This window comes from uncultured Rossellomorea sp. (assembly GCF_947488365.1).
In the GTDB taxonomy this organism is placed as follows: Bacteria; Bacillota; Bacilli; order Bacillales; family Bacillaceae_B; genus Rossellomorea.
The window spans coordinates 566,651-584,258 of sequence record NZ_CANKZT010000002.1 but is presented as its reverse complement, the minus strand read 5'-3'; the positions used below and the strand labels follow the sequence as shown (position 1 = coordinate 584,258).

Below are 17,608 nucleotides of genomic sequence, written 5' to 3'. Positions count from 1 at the left end.
AGGTATAGAATTGATATCATTGTAGATAATCACTACTTTTAACGATTTATTTCTCTTATATATAGTTTTAGATACCTGTTGCAAAATGTATAACAGTTTCACAATAATTGCAACCATTTTGTATAAATTACTTGTAATTATTCAAACATTCGCAGGAAAAATCCCACTTTATTAAAAGATTCTATATCATATGTTCTGACTTTATACTCCCAGTTCTGAAAAAATATCTTCTATTGATAAGACCATTCTTGCACCTTCCTGGATTAAACTGTTGGTTCCTTCTGCTAATGGCTCAAATATGGATCCTGGTATACATAATACTTCTCTTCCTTCATTTAATGCATAATCAGCCGTGATGAATGTCCCGCTTTTTTTTCTTGCTTCCGTAACAAGCACTGCGTCGGAAAGACCGCTGATGATCCTATTTCTAAAAGGAAATTGCCATTTTTCAGGTTTGATATAAGGGGGATATTCAGAGAGGAGAAGCTGATGCTTCATCATATGATGGGCTAACCCTTCATTTTGCTTCGGATAAATGTGGTTGAAACCTCCAGCAAGTACACCTATCGTTTGGCCACCTGATTGAATCGTTTCGTTATGAGCCACCGTATCGGCACCTTGCGCTAGTCCACTTACAATGACTACCTCTTTCTTCACCAGCTTTGGAATCATATCGCGAAGAATTTTATCAGTATAAAAGGTGGCATTTCTCGAACCGATAATGGCCAATTTTTTTTGGCCATGAAGGAGATTCCTGTTTCCTTTTAAAAAGAGGAGAAAGGGGGGATCATATACGTTTCCCAATAGAGCAGGGTAGTCTTCGTCCATAATTGTGATCCATTCTATATCATTTTCCGAATAAAGCTTTTTGTATCGCTCTGAATCAAATGAATGAAGATCTCTATAGAAGAGTTCTGAATTGACATTGGTGGAAAGGATTATCTTTTGAAGGGTGGAAGGGGATAAATCAAAGATAGAGTGTAATTTCGGGAGCGATTCTAGTATTCTTTTTGTTCCTTTCAATCCAATTCCCCGACAATGATGAATATGAAATAGAATATGACGACGTTCTTTCATTTATTACCTCCTGAATATTGTTTAATAGAGGATATAAAACTGAGACTGATAGCTTGAATGCCATCAGTCTCAATCCATGATTAATGCGTTTTACATTTATCTAAGATTCCTTCTTCTTTAAGAACCTTTATTAATGTTTCTCCCATATCTGAAGGTGTAGGAGCAACTTGAATTCCGCATTCATTCATAACGCGAATCTTCTCATCAGCTGTTCCTTTACCGCCTGAAATGATCGCACCGGCATGGCCCATACGTTTTCCTGGAGGTGCTGTACGTCCTCCAATGAATCCTACTACAGGCTTAGTCATGTTGGCTTTAACCCATTCAGCAGCTTCTTCTTCAGCAGTACCGCCGATTTCACCAATCATGATGACGGCATACGTATCTTCATCTTCATTGAATGCTTTCAATACATCGATAAAGTCTGTTCCATTCACAGGGTCTCCACCGATACCGACTGCCGTCGACTGTCCGATTCCCGCTTGTGAAAGTTGGTGAACTGCTTCATACGTAAGTGTACCAGAACGTGAAACAACACCTACATGACCTTTCGTATGGATGTAACCAGGCATGATTCCGATTTTACACTCTTCAGGTGTGATGACTCCCGGACAGTTCGGTCCTACAAGGCGTGTTTTCTTGCCTTCCATATAACGCTTGACCTTCACCATATCCAATACCGGGATATGTTCAGTAATACAGATTGCCAAATCAAGCTCGGCATCTACCGCTTCCATGATTGCATCTGCTGCAAACGGAGCAGGAACATAAATGACGGATGCATTTACGCCAGTTGCTTTCTTTGCTTCTTCAACTGTATTGAAAACAGGTACGCCTTCAACCTCAGTTCCGCCTTTTCCTGGTGTTACACCTGCCACGATTTGTGTACCGTATTCAAGCATTTGCTTCGTATGGAAAAGAGCTGTTGATCCTGTAATCCCTTGTACAACAACCTTGGTATCTTTATTAATAAATACGCTCATTAGTCCCCCGCCTTTCTCAGCCTACTTGCTCAACGATTTTTTGTGCGCCGTCCGCCATAGATTCAGCTGCAATGATATTCAATCCTGATTTATTAAGGATTTCTTTCCCTAAGTCAACATTTGTACCTTCAAGACGAACCACAAGAGGAACTTGAAGACCGATTTGCTTAGCTGCTTCTACAACACCTGTTGCAATAACATCACATTTCATGATTCCACCGAAGATATTGACGAAAATACCTTTAACGTTTTCATCAGAAAGAATGATTTTAAATGCCTCTGTTACCTTTTCCGCTGTCGCACCGCCCCCAACATCAAGGAAGTTAGCGGGATCTCCGCCGTAATGCTTTACGATGTCCATCGTTGCCATGGCAAGACCTGCTCCATTAACCATACAACCGATATTACCGTCAAGGGAAATATAGCTCAGGTCATATTTAGAAGCTTCGATTTCTTTTGCATCTTCTTCTTCAAGATCGCGTAGTTCAATGACATCTTTTTGACGGTATAATGCATTTGAATCGAAGTTGAACTTCGCATCAAGTGCCATGACGTCTCCGTCACCTGTCACAACCAATGGGTTGATTTCGACGATTGATGCATCCTTTTGGATGTACACGTTATAAAGACCCATCATGAACTTGGCTGCTTTTCCAACCAGTTTTTGAGGGATATTGATGTTGAATGCAATGCGTCTGGCTTGGAAGCCTGTTAATCCAACAACTGGATCGATGTACTCTTTAAAGATTTTTTCCGGTGTTTTTTCTGCTACTTCCTCGATTTCTGTTCCGCCTTCTTCAGAAGCCATCAGGACAACTTGGGAAGTCGCACGGTCAAGTACCAGACCTACGTAATATTCTTTCTTAATATCACAGCCTTCTTCGATAAGTAAGCGCTTTACTTCCTTACCTTCAGGGCCTGTTTGGTGAGTTACTAATGTTTTGCCGATTAACTCATCTGCATATGTACGCACTTCGTCCAGGCTTTTAGCGATTTTCACTCCGCCAGCTTTACCTCGACCACCTGCATGGATTTGGGCTTTCACTACATACACGCTGGAATCTAATGTCTTCGCCGCTTCTACTGCTTCTTCAGCTGTAAAAGCCACTTTACCATTTGGTACGGATACCCCGTAATTTCTGAGGATTTCTTTACCTTGATATTCATGGATATTCATTTTCCATCCTCCTATCAAACTCTTCAAAAAATAGACTGCGCTTTCATTGTATAAAATGACAGTATATCTGTCTACCATTATGCTAAAAATATTATATTAATTTTAAAATTCTGAACTTGAAATAGTAGAATTACTCCATATGCTCCGTTGTTCCTGAAGTGACTATCCTTGAAATTATTATTCTTAAAAAATATAATTTGCTATTCTAATTCGTGTTGATGCCTTTTAGTGACAGGAAGTATATTCGATTGGCAAAGAATTATCCCTTCCCCGCTATATCCCGATCTAATCGATAGATGAAAGCAAAAACCTCCGCTACAGCGCCATATAATTCTTCGGGTATTGATTCTCCTATATCCAGGTTCCCAAGAAGTGAGAGTAAGCTCTTGTCTTCTTGTACAGGTATTTGATGGTCTTTTGCTTGAGCCAAAATGTTTTCAGCAATGATTCCCTTCCCTTTAGCAAGGACCTTTGGAGCTGATTCACTACTTTGATTATATCCTAAAGCAATCGCTTCTTTTCTCTCATGAGGGTTTTTCATATCTTTAAATCAACTCCCGAAAACGTTTTAAAACGTTCTGCCATGATTTTATCAGAAAGCTCAACCTGCTTATCCGGAGCTTTCACCTTTACCATAGATAGTTGATAGTCCAGTTTCTCCAGACCTTCTTTTAATCCAGGAATAAATGATCTGGACATCCTCTCTGCGTTTGGGTGGTCATTCCAAACGGTCAAGGAGACCACCCGGTTTTGAACCTGCATATCGATCAATGTCTCTCTCATGATATCCAGCTCTAAATAAAATAAAACCCGGCAGTAGTCTCCATCAATCACACCTTTTTGTTTCTCTTTCCCTGTCCATTGAAGGGTGATATCGGTGCCCTGTCCATTTAGAGAAAATGGGAATTGCTGTACGATTGTTAGAAAAGGAGAACTCTCCTGTGATTGAAGCACTTGGTGGTTCATTTTGAGAACAAGATCATCGGCTAACATTCGAATATCTGCGAGTGGGTGATTTTGACTTAACCCAATGAGATACTGCTTAATTGTTGGATGATTTTGAAGCTCTTGTCCGTTTTTTTGTAACTGAGCTTCAAAGTTAATCCCAAACGTTCCAATTACTTTTTTCAGCATCCTTGCCAGTTCTTCTCCCCGAATCGTCTGAGTGATTTCTTGCTCTATCTGTAGGTGAAGTTTTTGTAATAGCCGTTCCATGTTCGATGCAGGTGCTCCTTTTCCATAAGACTGCAAGAGCCTCATATAGTTCATCTCAATGGACCGCCATTTTCCCTCTCCAACTACTCCCATCAGCTCTTTAGCTGCCACAAGAGAAGGTTTATCCCTTTCTCCATTTAGTACAGTCTCCGAACTCAATAGTATATTAATCCATTTATCGATATGAGTTCCAGATCGTTTAGGAATTTCCGGGATCCTGCCGGTAGTCGTTGATAGGAGCTGATTCAGATCATTTCGAAGCTTTACGGGAGCTGGACCTGGATGATTTGCCAATTGGGTTCTTAGAATATCGATCTTTCTTTCCCACTGCCCGTATGTAGACTGTTTCAGTTCTTCTGAAAGCATTGTCTTTAACCCTTTCCTCCACTGATTCATGGGAGTGTCTTTCGGAAAGACTCCTAGTGATTTCAATAGATCGAAATGGCCTAATCGATTTGAGAAGGTTTGGGATGAATCAACTAAACTGGATAAGGCATTTATCACAAGTTTTTCAGACGCCAGCCTATTCAACGGTTTCTGGATCCCCGTAAGTAAATGAAGTGCGGCCGTGTCCCCTCCAGTTCCCCTTAACTTTGAAGACAGCTCATTTAACATGGATAAAATGCTGGTGGTTGAAGTTCCCGCTCTCATTGAGAGAAAGACCCTGTCAGAAAGCGGCATGTTCCTCTTAGCCATTTCAACCAGGTTTTTCACATTTTCCGATGAATCCTTCCCTTTCAAATGTTTCTCTCCGAATAATAGCAGTTCTTTATGAATGGGAATGTTTTTTTTCATTAGCTCCATTACAAATTCGTTCATTTCTTTTCCACTTGTTGATATGGAAAAATGCTGTAATAGATTTGCTGCTATTTGCTTTCCATTTTCTACTCCAGTTTGCCCACGGCTCGGGATCAGATGTAGACTTACACTACTTTCAGATTGCTTCACTTCTACCCAATAACGTTCTCCAGCTTCCATAGGCGCTTCAATTTTCGCAATAAACCGTCGTCCATTTGCTGACACCACCGCATTGCCCTCTCCTAACAGCTTATGGACGCTGATAATTAGAACTTTTCCACTTTGAATGGAAAAGGGCTTTTGATCAAGGGGTTGGTTACTGTTAATACCATGAATATGGGTCATATCCTTATCTCCCGTTCATTGTGAATCCTAATCGTTTATACAGGCGAACCGGCTGCTAATCTATAGCAGCTCCTTCACAGGTGCAAAGGTCTTTCGATGAATGGGCGTCACTCCTAATTTCTCCAGCCCGCCTAAGTGATCCTTTGTTCCATATCCTGCATTTTTCTCAAACGCATATCCAGGATAGGTAGCGGCATACTCCTTCATCAGCCTGTCACGTGTCACCTTGGCAATGATGGATGCTGCGGCGATGGATATACTTTTCGAGTCTCCTTTAATGATCGACTGACTCGGAAAGGGCGATTGAATTTTCATCGCATCGATCAGTAAATACTCAGGCTGAACCGGCAGGCTGACGATCGCTTCACTCATAGCCTTTTTTGTAGCCTGATATATATTTATGGAATCAATTTCTTCCGCATGTACCATTCCTACTCCAACAGATGTTGCGTGTTCCATGATGTATTCATAGAAATCTTCTCTTCTTGCTTCTGTTATCTTCTTGCTATCATTTAATCCCGCCAAATAGAAGTCATGGGGCAGGATGACGGCAGCCGCTACCACAGGACCTGCTAAAGGACCTCTGCCTACTTCATCGATTCCTGCAATAAGGGTGAATCCTTGCTGGCGAAGTTCACTTTCATATTGAGTAAGGACGGCAAATTCTTCTCTTTCCTTCTCTCGTTTCATCTGCTCGCGTTCAATCTGTTTTAATAGTTTTTGGACACCAATTCTTTTGTCCTTCTTCAATCCCTCAAGAATCGGACTATGAGCAGAAGCAGACTTGATGATTTCACTTATTTCCTTAATGGTCATATGTACTGTATTCATATTGCTCCTCCTATCTATATCGGATGTACTTCACATAAATAAAGAGGCTGCGCTAAAGAGATCCCCTCTTTTTACAGCCTCTTTTTTATTCGCTCTCCCGCTCAGTCTCACCAATGATGTCAAACGTCATGGGTCCTAATTGTACATTTCGAATGTCACGGACGATAATTTCAGATGTCTTGTCATAGTTCACTTCTCCACCAGCCATCAGACAGCCTCTTTTAGCTCCGATTTTATCGAAGCTATCCACTACTTCTTCAGGTATTCCTTCGAGGCCGTAGCGCTCTTCTAATCGCTCTGGATAGTTCTCTTCAAGAAATCGCAAACCATAAACGGCGATATCCTGTAAATTCAGGATGGTATCTTTAATGGCACCGGTCAATGCCAGTTTATATCCAACTTGCGGATCTTCAAACTTAGGCCATAATATACCAGGCGTGTCGAGCAGCTCAAGCTCTTTCCCTACTTTGATCCATTGCTGGGCTTTTGTCACTCCAGGAGTATTTCCTGTTTTCGCTATATTTTTCTTAGCCAGGCGATTGATTAATGTGGATTTTCCTACGTTAGGAATACCGACAATCATGGCTCTTATGGCACGAGGTCTCATTCCTCTTGATTTCATGCGGTCGAACTTTTCTTTTAATATTTCTTTAGCGGCTTGAACTATGACTTGAAGTCCTTTGCCAGCCTGTGCATTTACAGCAAGGGCTGTTATTCCTTGCTCTTTAAAATAAGAAATCCACTGATTCGTTCTATTTGTATCTGCCATGTCTGCTTTATTTAACAAAACAAGTCGCGGCTTTTGTCCAATAATTTCTTCTATCATTGGATTTCTTGATGATAACGGTATTCTTGCATCTACTAATTCAATCACAATGTCTACAAGTTTTAACTTCTCAGTAACTTGCCTACGAGCTTTAGCCATATGCCCTGGGAACCATTGTATTGTCATATGACCACCTCCAAACAACTTTTTTCTATTATTTCACGAAACCTATATCTTTAACAGGCCAATAGATCACTTTTGTATCACCGATGACTTCTTCCATTGGAACTGTACCGATGTGACGACTATCTTTACTGAATCGGCGATTGTCACCCATCACAAAGATTTCCCCTTCAGGAACAGTGCCTTTTTCAATGATATCATTTAAAGTGAAATCTTCTGTTAACACACCTTCATTTAATTGATCTTTATACTCTTGTAAGTATGGTTCATTATATGCTTTTCCATTAATATATAATGTGTCATTTTTGTACTCTACTTCATCACCCGGGAGCCCGATGACGCGTTTAATATAGTCTTTTTGTTCAGGTGCATGGAAAACGACGATATCAAATCGCTCCGGCTCCCCTAATTTACTTACAATCATTCGATCTCCATTATGTAAAGTAGGCATCATTGATAATCCATCGACAACAATGGGTGCAAATAAAAAGAATCTGATAATTGCAGCTAAACCTACTGCGATCAACAGTGCCTTCATCCACTCCCACCACTCATTTTTCTCTTTAACCACATCTCCACCACCCAATGTATTTTTCTATCTTTTTCTATTCTACTAGAAATTCTTGTATTTCTCATTAAAAAAAGGTGGCTTCATTAAAATAGGCAGGCCGTTTTTCCGCGGATGTTTCATTTATTTCACAACAAATCTTGTAAAATAAGGAAAAGGAGCTTGTCTCCAAGCTCCTTTTCTTACATTCTTATCGAATTTCTTTAATACGTGCCGCTTTACCACGCAGGTTACGCAGGTAATAAAGTTTCGCACGACGGACTTTACCGCGACGAATAACTTCTAATTTAGCGATCTTTGGTGTGTGTACTGGGAACGTACGTTCAACACCTACACCGTAAGAAATTTTACGAACTGTAAATGTTTCGCTGATACCGCCACCGCGGCGTTTGATTACTACTCCTTCGTATACCTGAATACGTTCACGAGTACCCTCAACGATGTTAACGTGTACACGTACTGTATCACCAGGACGGAAAGATGGTAGATCAGAGCGAAGTTGTTCTTTCGTAATATCTTCGATTAATTTGTGCATCTTTTTCAACTCCTTCCAACAGATGCTCTTACAAAAGCGATTGATTGCAGCGGAACATCGGGATCAATGGCAACAGGGGATAACCCCTCAAGCCACAAAGAATATAATATCACACAGACAACCAGGATGCAATAGCCTATTTAGACTTTCTCCATTCCTCTATCCAGGCTTTTTGTCGATCTGTGAGCTTATAGCTTTCCAATAGATCCGGTCTTCTTTCATAGGTTCTTCTCAAACTCTCTTTCTCTCTCCATTCATCGATCAGACGGTGATTCCCTGAAATCAGCTCCTCCGGTACCTTCATCCCCCTAAAGTCGGACGGGCGGGTATAATGGGGATGTTCAAGGAGTCCTGACGAGAACGAATCCAGAATGGGAGAATCCTCATTCCCAAGCACACCTGGAAGCAGGCGTACTACACTATCAATGACCACCATGGCGCCAAGCTCTCCACCAGTCAAAACATAGTCTCCAATCGAAATTTCATCTGTGACAACATGCTCCCTGATTCGCTCATCGTAGCCCTCATAGTGCCCACATATAAATACGAGATGATCTTCCTTGGCCAATTCCTCAGCCTTTTGTTGAGTATAGCGTTCACCTTGGGGACACATGAGGATAACCCTCGGTTTTGATTGTTGTTCACTCTTCAATGCGTCGACGGCATCAAAAATAGGCTGGGGCTTCAAAACCATACCTGCTCCTCCACCATACGGATAATCATCGACTTGATTATGCTTATTGTCAGCGTATTCCCTGAAGTTAATCACATTATAGCTTACAGCTTCTTTTTCATGTGCTTTCTTAAGTATCGATTCACCTAATATTCCTTCGAACATAGGTGGGAAAAGAGATAGGACATCAATTCGCATCATGATAACAAGCCTTCCATAGGTTCTATCGTGATGAGCTGCTTCTCAATATCGACGGTTTTCACAATATCCTCAATGTAAGGAATAAGGTGTTCTTTCCCCCGTTGACCCTTCACTACCCAAACGTCATTCGCTCCGGGGCTCAGAATCTCTTTAATCGTCCCCAGTTCTTCTCCTTCAGTCGTAACGACCTTACAGCCAACGATTTCATGGAAATAGTATTCCCCTTCTTCAAGTTCCTGTAATTGGTCTTCTTGAACCTTTAAGATGCCTTCTTTAAATTTCTCAACCTCATTAATGTTTTCATAACCCTCAAAGGTCAGTAAATCAAAGCTCTTATGATTTCTATGAGATTTAATCACGAGATTGATCGGTTCATTATTTTGACCTTGGAACAAATAAAGTGTGTTCCCTTTTTGATAGCGTTCTTCCGGGAAGTCGGTAGTCGAGACGATCTTTACCTCTCCTTTAACTCCGTGCGTGTTGACGATCTTACCTACATTAAACCACTTTTCCATAGCTTTCACCTCTTGCATTAACGAATTTCTTTCACAATACCATCTTCTACGACAATCGTCTTAGAAAGTGCTTCTTCCTCCCAATTGTCACCAACTTGAATGTCCATCATACCTTGGACTTCCCTTTCCTTTAGTTCGCTTCCGATAGGCAGGATATTTAACTGCTCGATTTGGAATTCCAAGAGCTTGATCTTTTCAGCACGTTCATTCAATTCTCTTTCAAAATGCTGACTTAACTTATGTGACGGGTATTTCTTCCCACGTTCGATCTTTTTCATTTCGAACTGCAACTGGTCACATTCCTTGGCTAAATGAAACTTTTGATTTTCATATCGTTTCATTAACAAGTCCTTACTGTTTACTGTCAGCACTTGTTTAATCGTAATCGTATGTATCACATTCAAAAGCTCTTCCTCCTCCTTCTATTCACCCCACGCTGTCATATTAAATCCTTAGGGTGTTCTCTTCGGGGAGTGTTGGATTGTACCATTTTTTCTTTATATACAGCAGCCTAAGCCTATGAAAAAGGGGACTGACGTCTTAAGGCTATATAGTAACCTTGTGGGTCAGTCCCCTGGTTCTAAAAGAGCAAGTGTTGAAGGTCTAAAGCCTCATGAGAAGGCAGCTGATGAAAGCTTCCTTACTCCACTATCTCTAAAAAGATTTTCTTCTGTTGTGAAGATCCTGCTGCAGCGTATACCACAGTTCGAATCGATTTAGCTACTCTCCCTTGTTTCCCAATAACCTTCCCCATGTCCTCGGGATGAACAGATAACTTATACGTTATGCCGTTCGTTCCTTCATCCGTTTCGATGTGGACCGCGTCAGGATGGTCAACTAAGGGTTTCACAATCGTTAGAATAAGATCTTTCATCGATCTAATCGATTACTTGCTGTTTTTAGCATTGTGGAATTTTTCCATAATGCCTTGTTTTGAGAATAGGTTACGAACTGTGTCAGATGGTTTAGCACCATTAGATAACCATTTAAGAGCTAACTCTTCATCGATTTTCACTTCAGCTGGTTTAGCAACCGGGTTGTACGTTCCAACTGTTTCGATTTGACGTCCATCACGTGGTGAACGAGAATCTGCAACTACGATACGATAGAAAGGAGATTTTTTTGCTCCCATACGTTTTAATCTGATTTTTACTGCCATAATTAAAGCACCTCCGAATAGTTTCACACAAGTTAGTATAATATCAAATGTGTATTTTGTTTGTAAAGTGTTTTTTCTTAACAGTTCTATTTTTCTTATGAAAAACAGAATGAATTGCTTACATAAATGGGAATTTCATCCCTTTTTTCTTACCTTTTCCTTGCATGCCGCTCATCTGTTTCATCATTTTCTTCATATCCTCGAATTGTTTCAGAAGCCGGTTTACCTCTTGAATAGAAGTTCCACTTCCTTTGGCAATCCGTTTACGGCGGGAAGCATTGATGGTTTCCGGATGAATTTTCTCATCACCAGTCATGGATTGGATAATCGCCTCTACATGACTGATCTGCTTGTCATCGACTTGCAGCTTATCCAGACCCTTCATTTTGTTTGCTCCCGGCATCATTTTGAGTAACTCATCAAGTGGACCCATTTGCCTTACTTGACCTAATTGCTCAAGGAAATCATCAAATGTGAAAGACATGGTACGCATTTTTTGTTCCAGTTCTTTGGCTTTCTCTTCATCCACATTGGCCTGAGCCTTTTCGATGAGGGATAAAACATCCCCCATACCGAGAATCCGTGACGCCATACGCTCAGGATGGAATGCTTCCAAAGCATCCATCTTCTCGCCCATCCCAACAAATTTAATTGGTTTTTCAGTGACTGAACGGATGGATAATGCGGCCCCGCCACGTGTATCACCATCAAGTTTTGTCAGCACAACACCGGATATGCCAAGAGCTTCATTGAAGCTTTGCGCAACATTTACTGCATCTTGACCAGTCATGGCATCCACCACAAGGAAAATTTCCTCTGGATTTGAGAGTTCTTTAATTTCTTTCAACTCTCCCATTAGATTTTCATCAATGTGAAGTCGACCTGCCGTATCAATCAGAACATAATCGTGATGTTCTTCTTTTGCCTTTTCGATGGCTTGCTTTGCAATTTCCACCGGACTGACCTGATCCCCCAATGAAAACACAGGAAGGCTTAATTGCTTCCCGATGGTTTCTAACTGCTTGATTGCAGCAGGACGGTAAATATCAGCAGCCACTAAGAGTGGTTTGCGGTTATGTTTCTTTCGAAGCAGGTTCGCAAGCTTACCAGTGGTGGTCGTTTTACCTGCACCTTGTAAACCAACCATCATAATGACAGTCGGAGGACGTTTAGCGACGGCAATCTGACTTTGTTCGCCACCCATCAAGTTTGTAAGCTCTTCTTGAACAACTTTAATGACCTGTTGTCCAGGTGTAAGACTTTTCATGACTTCCTGTCCGACAGCCCGTTCACTTACTTTCTTGACGAATTGCTTCACCACTTTAAAATTAACGTCTGCTTCTAAAAGAGCAAGACGAACTTCACGCATCATTTCTTTAACATCCGCTTCTGATATCTTTCCTTTTCCACGGATTTTTTGTATTGTACCTTGCAGTCGGTCGGCTAATCCTTCAAATGCCATTCATGCCGCCTCCTAATCCAATATTTCAAGATCATCAATGAGTTTTAAACAATGAGAAGAATCGATTGATGGTTCTTCTATTTTTTGTCTGAGTTGATCAAGAATCTCGTTGCGTTCTTGAAATTTTTTAAATAATAAAAGCTTTTCTTCGTACTCCTCGATCATGGCCTCTGTTCGTTTAATGTTATCATACACTGCTTGTCGACTAACATTATACTCTTCAGCGATTTCCCCTAAAGAGAAATCATCCAAATAATAGAGGGACATATAGCTTCTTTGCTTAGGAGTTAACAAAGATTGATAAAAATCGTAGAGATAATTCATTCTGGTTGTTTTCTCCAGCACGGATATCCCTCCTTGTTAAGTGAAAAACCTTTACATATGAAGAATACAGTCTTTACGGGCGTTTGTCAAGGATACTTATAGATTTTTCAGAGAGAAAACCTAAAAAAACATACTGATTCCGTAAACAAAAGAAGAGTAACCTGCAAGACCGCTTCTCAAAGTCTCTCATCAGGCTACTCTATCGATTCTTGTATCTATTCTTCTTCTTTATCAACCAGGTTTGAGAATAAGCCATAGACATACTTTTCAGCGTCGAACGGCTGGAGGTCGTCCATTTTTTCTCCAAGACCTACATATTTCACAGGGATTTCGAGCTCGTTTCTGATCGCAAGGACAATACCACCTTTTGCTGTACCATCAAGCTTCGTCAGGACGATTCCTGAGACGTTTGTTGCTTCTTTAAAGGTTTTCGCCTGTACCATTGCATTTTGACCTGTGGTTGCGTCAAGAACGAGTAATACTTCGTGAGGAGCTCCCGGAATTTCTCTTTCAATCACTCGCTTCACTTTTTCAAGCTCTTTCATAAGGTTCACTTTATTTTGCAACCTTCCTGCCGTATCACAAATGAGTATGTCTGCTTTTTTCGCTTTGGCAGACTGGACGGCATCAAACATAACCGCCGCAGGATCGCTTCCCGCCGCCTGCTTAATGACCGGAACTCCTACACGTTCACCCCATACTTCAAGCTGCTCGATCGCTCCTGCTCGGAATGTGTCACCTGCAGCAAGAACAACATTCTTACCCTGTTCCTTAAACATATGGGCCATTTTTCCGATGGTCGTCGTTTTTCCGACACCGTTCACCCCGACGAATAATAAAACTGTTAGCGCATTGTCTTGAATGTTCAGGCTGCTGTCTTCTTCACGATCCCCCTGGTAGATTTCTACGAGCTTCTCTGAGATGACAGATTGAACATCTTCCGTGTCTTGAATATTCTTTCGCTTCACTTCAAGCTTTAGTTCATCAATCAGCTCCATCACTGTATCAAAGCCGACGTCCGCTCCTATCAGGATTTCTTCCAGCTCTTCAAAGAAGTCTTCATCGACTTTGCGGTATCTGGCAACCAGGTCATTCATCTTTGAAGTGAAGTTGTTCCTCGTTTTACTTAATCCATCTTTAAATTTCTCTGTTACATTATCACTCGACTGTGTAAATTTATCTTTAAGTTTCTTAAAAAAACTCATTCTTCCGCACCCCTTACCTAAGTTTCAAGTAATTCCTTTGTTTCTTGCAGTCTGACAGATACCAATTTGGACACACCGGATTCCTGCATCGTTACACCGTACAGTACGTGGGCTTCTTCCATCGTTCCTTTACGATGGGTGATGACAATGAATTGTGTTTCATCACTGAATTTTTTTAAATACTGACTGAATCTCTGCACATTTGCTTCATCAAGAGCTGCCTCAACCTCATCCAATATACAGAATGGCACAGGGCGGATCTTCAGGATTGAAAAAAGGAGTGCAATGGCCGTCAAGGCCCTTTCCCCACCTGACATCAGGCCCAGGTTCTGCAGCTTCTTCCCAGGTGGTTGTGCCACTATATCGACCCCGGTATGAAGAAGATCTGATGGATCTGTCAGCTTTAACTGAGCTCGTCCGCCACCAAACAAGGCTTTAAATACACCTTCAAATTCCACTTGAATGGCCGTAAAAGTTTGATCAAAACGTTTGATCATTTCTGTATCCATTTCATTAATGACCAAATATAGTGTATCCTTCGCTTCAGTTAAATCATTCTTTTGCTCAACTAAAAATTCGTACCGTTCTTTTACTCGTTCATATTCGTCAATGGCACCTAGATTGACGGTCCCCAGCTCTTCCAAGGCCAATTTCACAAGTTTCACTTTCTTTCTTGCTTCTTCAACCTCAATCGTCAATGGGTAGTCGGACTTAGCCGCTTCAAATGAAAGCATATACTCATCACGTAAATGATCAAGACGATTTTCCAGTTCAACATCAAGACGATTGATCTTTACTTCCTCGTCCCTTAAAGCTCCAACCAATCCTTTATGCTGACGCTTCAATTCTTTTAACTCAAGCTCCTCATCTTCAACCCTATGTTGAAGCTCCAAGCGCTCTTCACGTCGCAAAGAGATCAAATTTGACGTTTCTGCCTTTTGAATTGCACATTCTTCTGCCTTCATCCCGAGCTGCTCTTCACCTGAAAAATTATCCTTCATTTCCGTCTGCAACCATTCTAAATCATCCTGCAAAGTCGCTTTTCGCTTCTTTGATTCAACGATTGTTTCCTGCACCCGCTTTAATTGACTACGACTGTTGACCAGTTGCTCGTTTCGCGCAGCCAGGTTCGCTTTAATATCGCTGATTTCGTTCAATAAAGCGTCTTTGGACGTTCGTTCACTATTCTTCTGCAGAGTAAGCTCACTGATCTTTAGATCGAGTCTTGTAATCTCTTCTCCAATTTCATCGAGTGACGATCTTAATTCTTTCGTTCTGGAATCATGCTTTTCTTTAACCGACGTAAAGTCTTTTTTCTCCAAGTCATATAGGGAAAGCCTTTCATCCAGATTCTGTTGGGATAATTCATTTTCACGAAGTTGGGAAAGAATCTCTTGCTCCTTGAGTCGCAAACGCTCTCCCTTCACTCTCATTTCCTCAAGCTTCTTTTCTCTGAAGCTGCTCTCTTCTTTGAGTGATTTCACTTGAGACTGAAGCTGTTCAGTCTGATTTTCCATTGTAGTAAGCTTTGCTTTCATTTCTTCAAGCTCACCTTTTCTGGAAAGAAGAGAATTCTTTTTCTGCTTTATCGTACCACCCGACATGGATCCGCCGGGATTAACCACATCCCCATCAAGAGTCACGAGACGGTAGCGATATTGTATAAGCTTCGCGATTTCATTGGCACCCTTTAAATCCTTTGTGATGATCACATTTCCAACCAGGTTGGAGATCACCATTTGGAAGCGCTGATCATAATTCAGGAGATCGGTTCCAACTCCTATAAAGGAAGAATGCCCCTTCAGCATGTTTTTTTGACTATCGGGTATCGATTTCCCTTTGATCACGTTCATCGGTAGGAAAGTAGCACGGCCATATTGGTTCTTCTTTAAGAAAGCAATGGCTTTACGACCATCTTCTTCAGTGTCGACCACAATATGCTGCATGGAGGCTGCCAGAGCAGTTTCCATAGCTGTTTCATATGCTTTAGGTACGGTAATCAGTTCTGCAACCGCACCTTGAATACCGGTTAACTGACCGTCACGTTCCTTAAGGACTTCTTTTACACCTTGGAAGAAACCTGTATAGTCCTCTTCCATTTCCTCAAGCATTTCTTTCCGGGATTTTGCTTGTTGCAGAAATTGGATAGCTTGGTAAAGGGTTTTTTCTTGCTTTTCATATTTTTCTTTAACCGATTCAAGCTTCTTCTGTTCTTCCCTATAGAAGAATATGTGCTCATCGATTACCTCTTTTTGCGCTTGCAGCTCTTTCGAAAGTTCTTTGTGACGCAGATGAAATTCCTCACGCTGAATCACATATTTTTCATTCTCTGCTTCTAATCGGCCGCTTCGATTGGATTGCTGCTCCAGTTGCTGCTCAAGGTACTGAATTTCATTTTTGGCTGACGCCTGCTGATTCAGCTTTTCAATGTAATCACTTTTGAAGGATTCAATCACATCTTCAATATTTTCATTGTAATGCTTAAATTGATTCTGTTTCGTTATGAGCAGCTCTTTTAGTTCCTTGACGTCTGAATCGATAGACTTGAATTCCATTTCTCCTTTTTCTTTTTCAGAAGTCAGTTGTTGGATTTGATCCTTGGTTTCTTCTATCGATTGCATTAATTGAGATTCGTTGGAAGACGAATTCCTCTTCCGCTCCACTAATACTTGCTTCCTGCCCTCAAGCTTCTCCAATTCTTCACTAGTAGCCAGGAGCACCTCTTGAAGATTCGAAATCGACTCATCAAGAGCTGCAATTTTATCCCGGGTGTGGGTTAGAATGGCCTCTTTCTTTTGTATACGCGTGGAAAGTGCAAGTTCTTCTTTCCCATGATGCTCGAATTCTTCACTGAGCTTTTCCCATTGCTTATGTAAATCCTCAATATCATAAACCGTCAGGGCAACCTCGAACTTCTCCAGCTCTTCTTTTTTCTCTAAATAGTCACGTGCCATGGAAGCTTGAATCTTAAGAGGTTCTACCTGCCCTTCCAACTCATGAAGAATGTCATTTACACGATTAAGATTTTCCTGTGTTTCGAATAACTTATTCTCAGCCTTTTTCTTGCGTGATTTATACTTCAATACGCCCGCTGCCTCTTCAAAAATGGTTCGTCGTTCTTCGGGCTTACTATTAAGGATTTCTTCCACTTTCCCCTGACTGATGATAGAGAACGCTTCTTTCCCCAAACCTGAATCCATAAATAATTCAATAATGTCTTTCAATCGACAAGGCTGTTTATTGAGTAAATACTCACTATCCCCGGAACGGTAGACTCGTCTTGTGACACTGATTTCACTGTAATCAATCGGAAGGGCTCCGTCTTCATTATCCAAGACAAGTGTTACCTCTGCTATATTAAGGGCTTTTCTCGAATCACTGCCGGCAAATATAACATCTTCCATCTTTGATCCACGTAAACTTTTTGCTGATTGCTCGCCCAGCACCCAGCGAATCGCGTCGATAATATTGCTTTTTCCACTGCCGTTTGGTCCAACAACAGCTGTAACACCCGGGACAAATTCCACGGATATTCTTTCTGCAAAAGATTTAAACCCCATTACTTCTAGTTGTTTGAGGAACATCTTCTTT

18 protein-coding genes are annotated in these 17,608 nt (G+C 41.2%); all 18 read right to left on the bottom strand.

The window, feature by feature from the left end; all coding sequences use genetic code 11:
• Positions 1-201: 201 nt before the first annotated feature.
• The 18 genes from dprA to smc all read right to left on the bottom strand — a co-directional run bounded on the left by dprA (position 202) and on the right by smc (position 17,601).
• A complete protein-coding gene (dprA, locus tag Q1B03_RS09865) occupies positions 202-1,077 on the bottom strand; it encodes a DNA-processing protein DprA (RefSeq protein WP_299740828.1) in 876 nt (291 codons plus the stop codon).
• An 80-nt stretch (positions 1,078-1,157) separates the two neighbouring features.
• Complete coding sequence (gene sucD, locus Q1B03_RS09860) at positions 1,158-2,060, bottom strand: succinate--CoA ligase subunit alpha (protein ID WP_044337414.1); 903 nt, start codon at positions 2,058-2,060, stop codon at positions 1,158-1,160.
• A 16-nt stretch (positions 2,061-2,076) separates the two neighbouring features.
• A complete protein-coding gene (gene sucC, locus Q1B03_RS09855; RefSeq protein ID WP_299740825.1) occupies positions 2,077-3,237 on the bottom strand; it encodes an ADP-forming succinate--CoA ligase subunit beta in 1,161 nt (386 codons plus the stop codon).
• 259 nt (positions 3,238-3,496) lie between these two features.
• Entirely contained in the window at positions 3,497-3,778 is a 282-nt protein-coding gene (locus Q1B03_RS09850) for an EscU/YscU/HrcU family type III secretion system export apparatus switch protein (protein WP_113968236.1), read from the bottom strand.
• Complete coding sequence (locus Q1B03_RS09845; RefSeq protein WP_299740820.1) at positions 3,775-5,595, bottom strand: hypothetical protein; 1,821 nt, start codon at positions 5,593-5,595, stop codon at positions 3,775-3,777. The genes Q1B03_RS09850 and Q1B03_RS09845 overlap by 4 nt, the downstream gene beginning before the upstream one ends.
• A gap of 60 nt (positions 5,596-5,655) precedes the next feature.
• Positions 5,656-6,426, bottom strand: coding sequence for a ribonuclease HII (locus Q1B03_RS09840; protein WP_299740817.1), 771 nt, complete (start codon positions 6,424-6,426; stop codon positions 5,656-5,658).
• Between the two features lie 85 nt (positions 6,427-6,511).
• Entirely contained in the window at positions 6,512-7,378 is an 867-nt protein-coding gene (gene ylqF, locus Q1B03_RS09835; RefSeq protein WP_299740816.1) for a ribosome biogenesis GTPase YlqF, read from the bottom strand.
• A gap of 28 nt (positions 7,379-7,406) precedes the next feature.
• Positions 7,407-7,946, bottom strand: a complete 540-nt coding sequence (gene lepB / locus Q1B03_RS09830) for a signal peptidase I (RefSeq protein ID WP_299740814.1) — start codon at positions 7,944-7,946, stop codon at positions 7,407-7,409.
• A 187-nt stretch (positions 7,947-8,133) separates the two neighbouring features.
• Positions 8,134-8,478 carry a 50S ribosomal protein L19 gene (gene rplS / locus Q1B03_RS09825; protein WP_032088854.1) on the bottom strand — a complete coding sequence of 115 codons (345 nt, stop codon included), beginning with the start codon at positions 8,476-8,478 and terminating at the stop codon, positions 8,134-8,136.
• Positions 8,479-8,614: 136 nt separating this feature from the next.
• Entirely contained in the window at positions 8,615-9,349 is a 735-nt protein-coding gene (gene trmD, locus Q1B03_RS09820) for a tRNA (guanosine(37)-N1)-methyltransferase TrmD (protein ID WP_299741290.1), read from the bottom strand.
• Positions 9,349-9,867, bottom strand: coding sequence for a ribosome maturation factor RimM (gene rimM, locus Q1B03_RS09815; protein WP_299740811.1), 519 nt, complete (start codon positions 9,865-9,867; stop codon positions 9,349-9,351). Before rimM ends, trmD begins: the two co-directional genes overlap by 1 nt.
• 17 nt (positions 9,868-9,884) lie before the next feature.
• Positions 9,885-10,271 carry a YlqD family protein gene (locus Q1B03_RS09810; protein ID WP_299740809.1) on the bottom strand — a complete coding sequence of 129 codons (387 nt, stop codon included), beginning with the start codon at positions 10,269-10,271 and terminating at the stop codon, positions 9,885-9,887.
• A 236-nt stretch (positions 10,272-10,507) separates the two neighbouring features.
• Complete coding sequence (locus Q1B03_RS09805) at positions 10,508-10,741, bottom strand: KH domain-containing protein (protein ID WP_299740807.1); 234 nt, start codon at positions 10,739-10,741, stop codon at positions 10,508-10,510.
• A 12-nt stretch (positions 10,742-10,753) separates the two neighbouring features.
• Positions 10,754-11,026 (bottom strand): 30S ribosomal protein S16, encoded by a 273-nt coding sequence (gene rpsP / locus Q1B03_RS09800; protein ID WP_032088859.1) that lies wholly within the window; start codon positions 11,024-11,026, stop codon positions 10,754-10,756.
• Positions 11,027-11,144: 118 nt separating this feature from the next.
• Positions 11,145-12,488, bottom strand: coding sequence for a signal recognition particle protein (ffh, locus tag Q1B03_RS09795; RefSeq protein WP_299740804.1), 1,344 nt, complete (start codon positions 12,486-12,488; stop codon positions 11,145-11,147).
• A 12-nt stretch (positions 12,489-12,500) separates the two neighbouring features.
• Positions 12,501-12,833 carry a putative DNA-binding protein gene (locus Q1B03_RS09790; RefSeq protein WP_034755696.1) on the bottom strand — a complete coding sequence of 111 codons (333 nt, stop codon included), beginning with the start codon at positions 12,831-12,833 and terminating at the stop codon, positions 12,501-12,503.
• A gap of 194 nt (positions 12,834-13,027) precedes the next feature.
• On the bottom strand, positions 13,028-14,017 hold the full coding sequence (gene ftsY / locus Q1B03_RS09785) for a signal recognition particle-docking protein FtsY (RefSeq protein ID WP_299740801.1): 990 nt from the start codon (positions 14,015-14,017) through the stop codon (positions 13,028-13,030).
• A gap of 17 nt (positions 14,018-14,034) precedes the next feature.
• Positions 14,035-17,601 carry a chromosome segregation protein SMC gene (gene smc / locus Q1B03_RS09780; protein WP_299740799.1) on the bottom strand — a complete coding sequence of 1,189 codons (3,567 nt, stop codon included), beginning with the start codon at positions 17,599-17,601 and terminating at the stop codon, positions 14,035-14,037.
• Positions 17,602-17,608: the final 7 nt, after the last annotated feature.

What these genes read in the sequence shown, in the direction of transcription:
- dprA (WP_299740828.1), bottom strand. Translation starts at nt 1,077, where the DNA reads ATGAAAGAACGTCGTCATATTCTATTTCATATTCATCATTGTCGGGGA.
- sucD (WP_044337414.1), bottom strand. Translation starts at nt 2,060, where the DNA reads ATGAGCGTATTTATTAATAAAGATACCAAGGTTGTTGTACAAGGGATT.
- sucC (WP_299740825.1), bottom strand. Translation starts at nt 3,237, where the DNA reads ATGAATATCCATGAATATCAAGGTAAAGAAATCCTCAGAAATTACGGG.
- Q1B03_RS09850 (WP_113968236.1), bottom strand. Translation starts at nt 3,778, where the DNA reads ATGAAAAACCCTCATGAGAGAAAAGAAGCGATTGCTTTAGGATATAAT.
- Q1B03_RS09845 (WP_299740820.1), bottom strand. Translation starts at nt 5,595, where the DNA reads ATGACCCATATTCATGGTATTAACAGTAACCAACCCCTTGATCAAAAG.
- Q1B03_RS09840 (WP_299740817.1), bottom strand. Translation starts at nt 6,426, where the DNA reads ATGAATACAGTACATATGACCATTAAGGAAATAAGTGAAATCATCAAG.
- ylqF (WP_299740816.1), bottom strand. Translation starts at nt 7,378, where the DNA reads ATGACAATACAATGGTTCCCAGGGCATATGGCTAAAGCTCGTAGGCAA.
- rplS (WP_032088854.1), bottom strand. Translation starts at nt 8,478, where the DNA reads ATGCACAAATTAATCGAAGATATTACGAAAGAACAACTTCGCTCTGAT.
- trmD (WP_299741290.1), bottom strand. Translation starts at nt 9,349, where the DNA reads ATGCGAATTGATGTCCTATCTCTTTTCCCACCTATGTTCGAAGGAATA.
- rimM (WP_299740811.1), bottom strand. Translation starts at nt 9,867, where the DNA reads ATGGAAAAGTGGTTTAATGTAGGTAAGATCGTCAACACGCACGGAGTT.
- Q1B03_RS09805 (WP_299740807.1), bottom strand. Translation starts at nt 10,741, where the DNA reads ATGAAAGATCTTATTCTAACGATTGTGAAACCCTTAGTTGACCATCCT.
- rpsP (WP_032088859.1), bottom strand. Translation starts at nt 11,026, where the DNA reads ATGGCAGTAAAAATCAGATTAAAACGTATGGGAGCAAAAAAATCTCCT.
- ffh (WP_299740804.1), bottom strand. Translation starts at nt 12,488, where the DNA reads ATGGCATTTGAAGGATTAGCCGACCGACTGCAAGGTACAATACAAAAA.
- ftsY (WP_299740801.1), bottom strand. Translation starts at nt 14,017, where the DNA reads ATGAGTTTTTTTAAGAAACTTAAAGATAAATTTACACAGTCGAGTGAT.
- smc (WP_299740799.1), bottom strand. Translation starts at nt 17,601, where the DNA reads ATGTTCCTCAAACAACTAGAAGTAATGGGGTTTAAATCTTTTGCAGAA.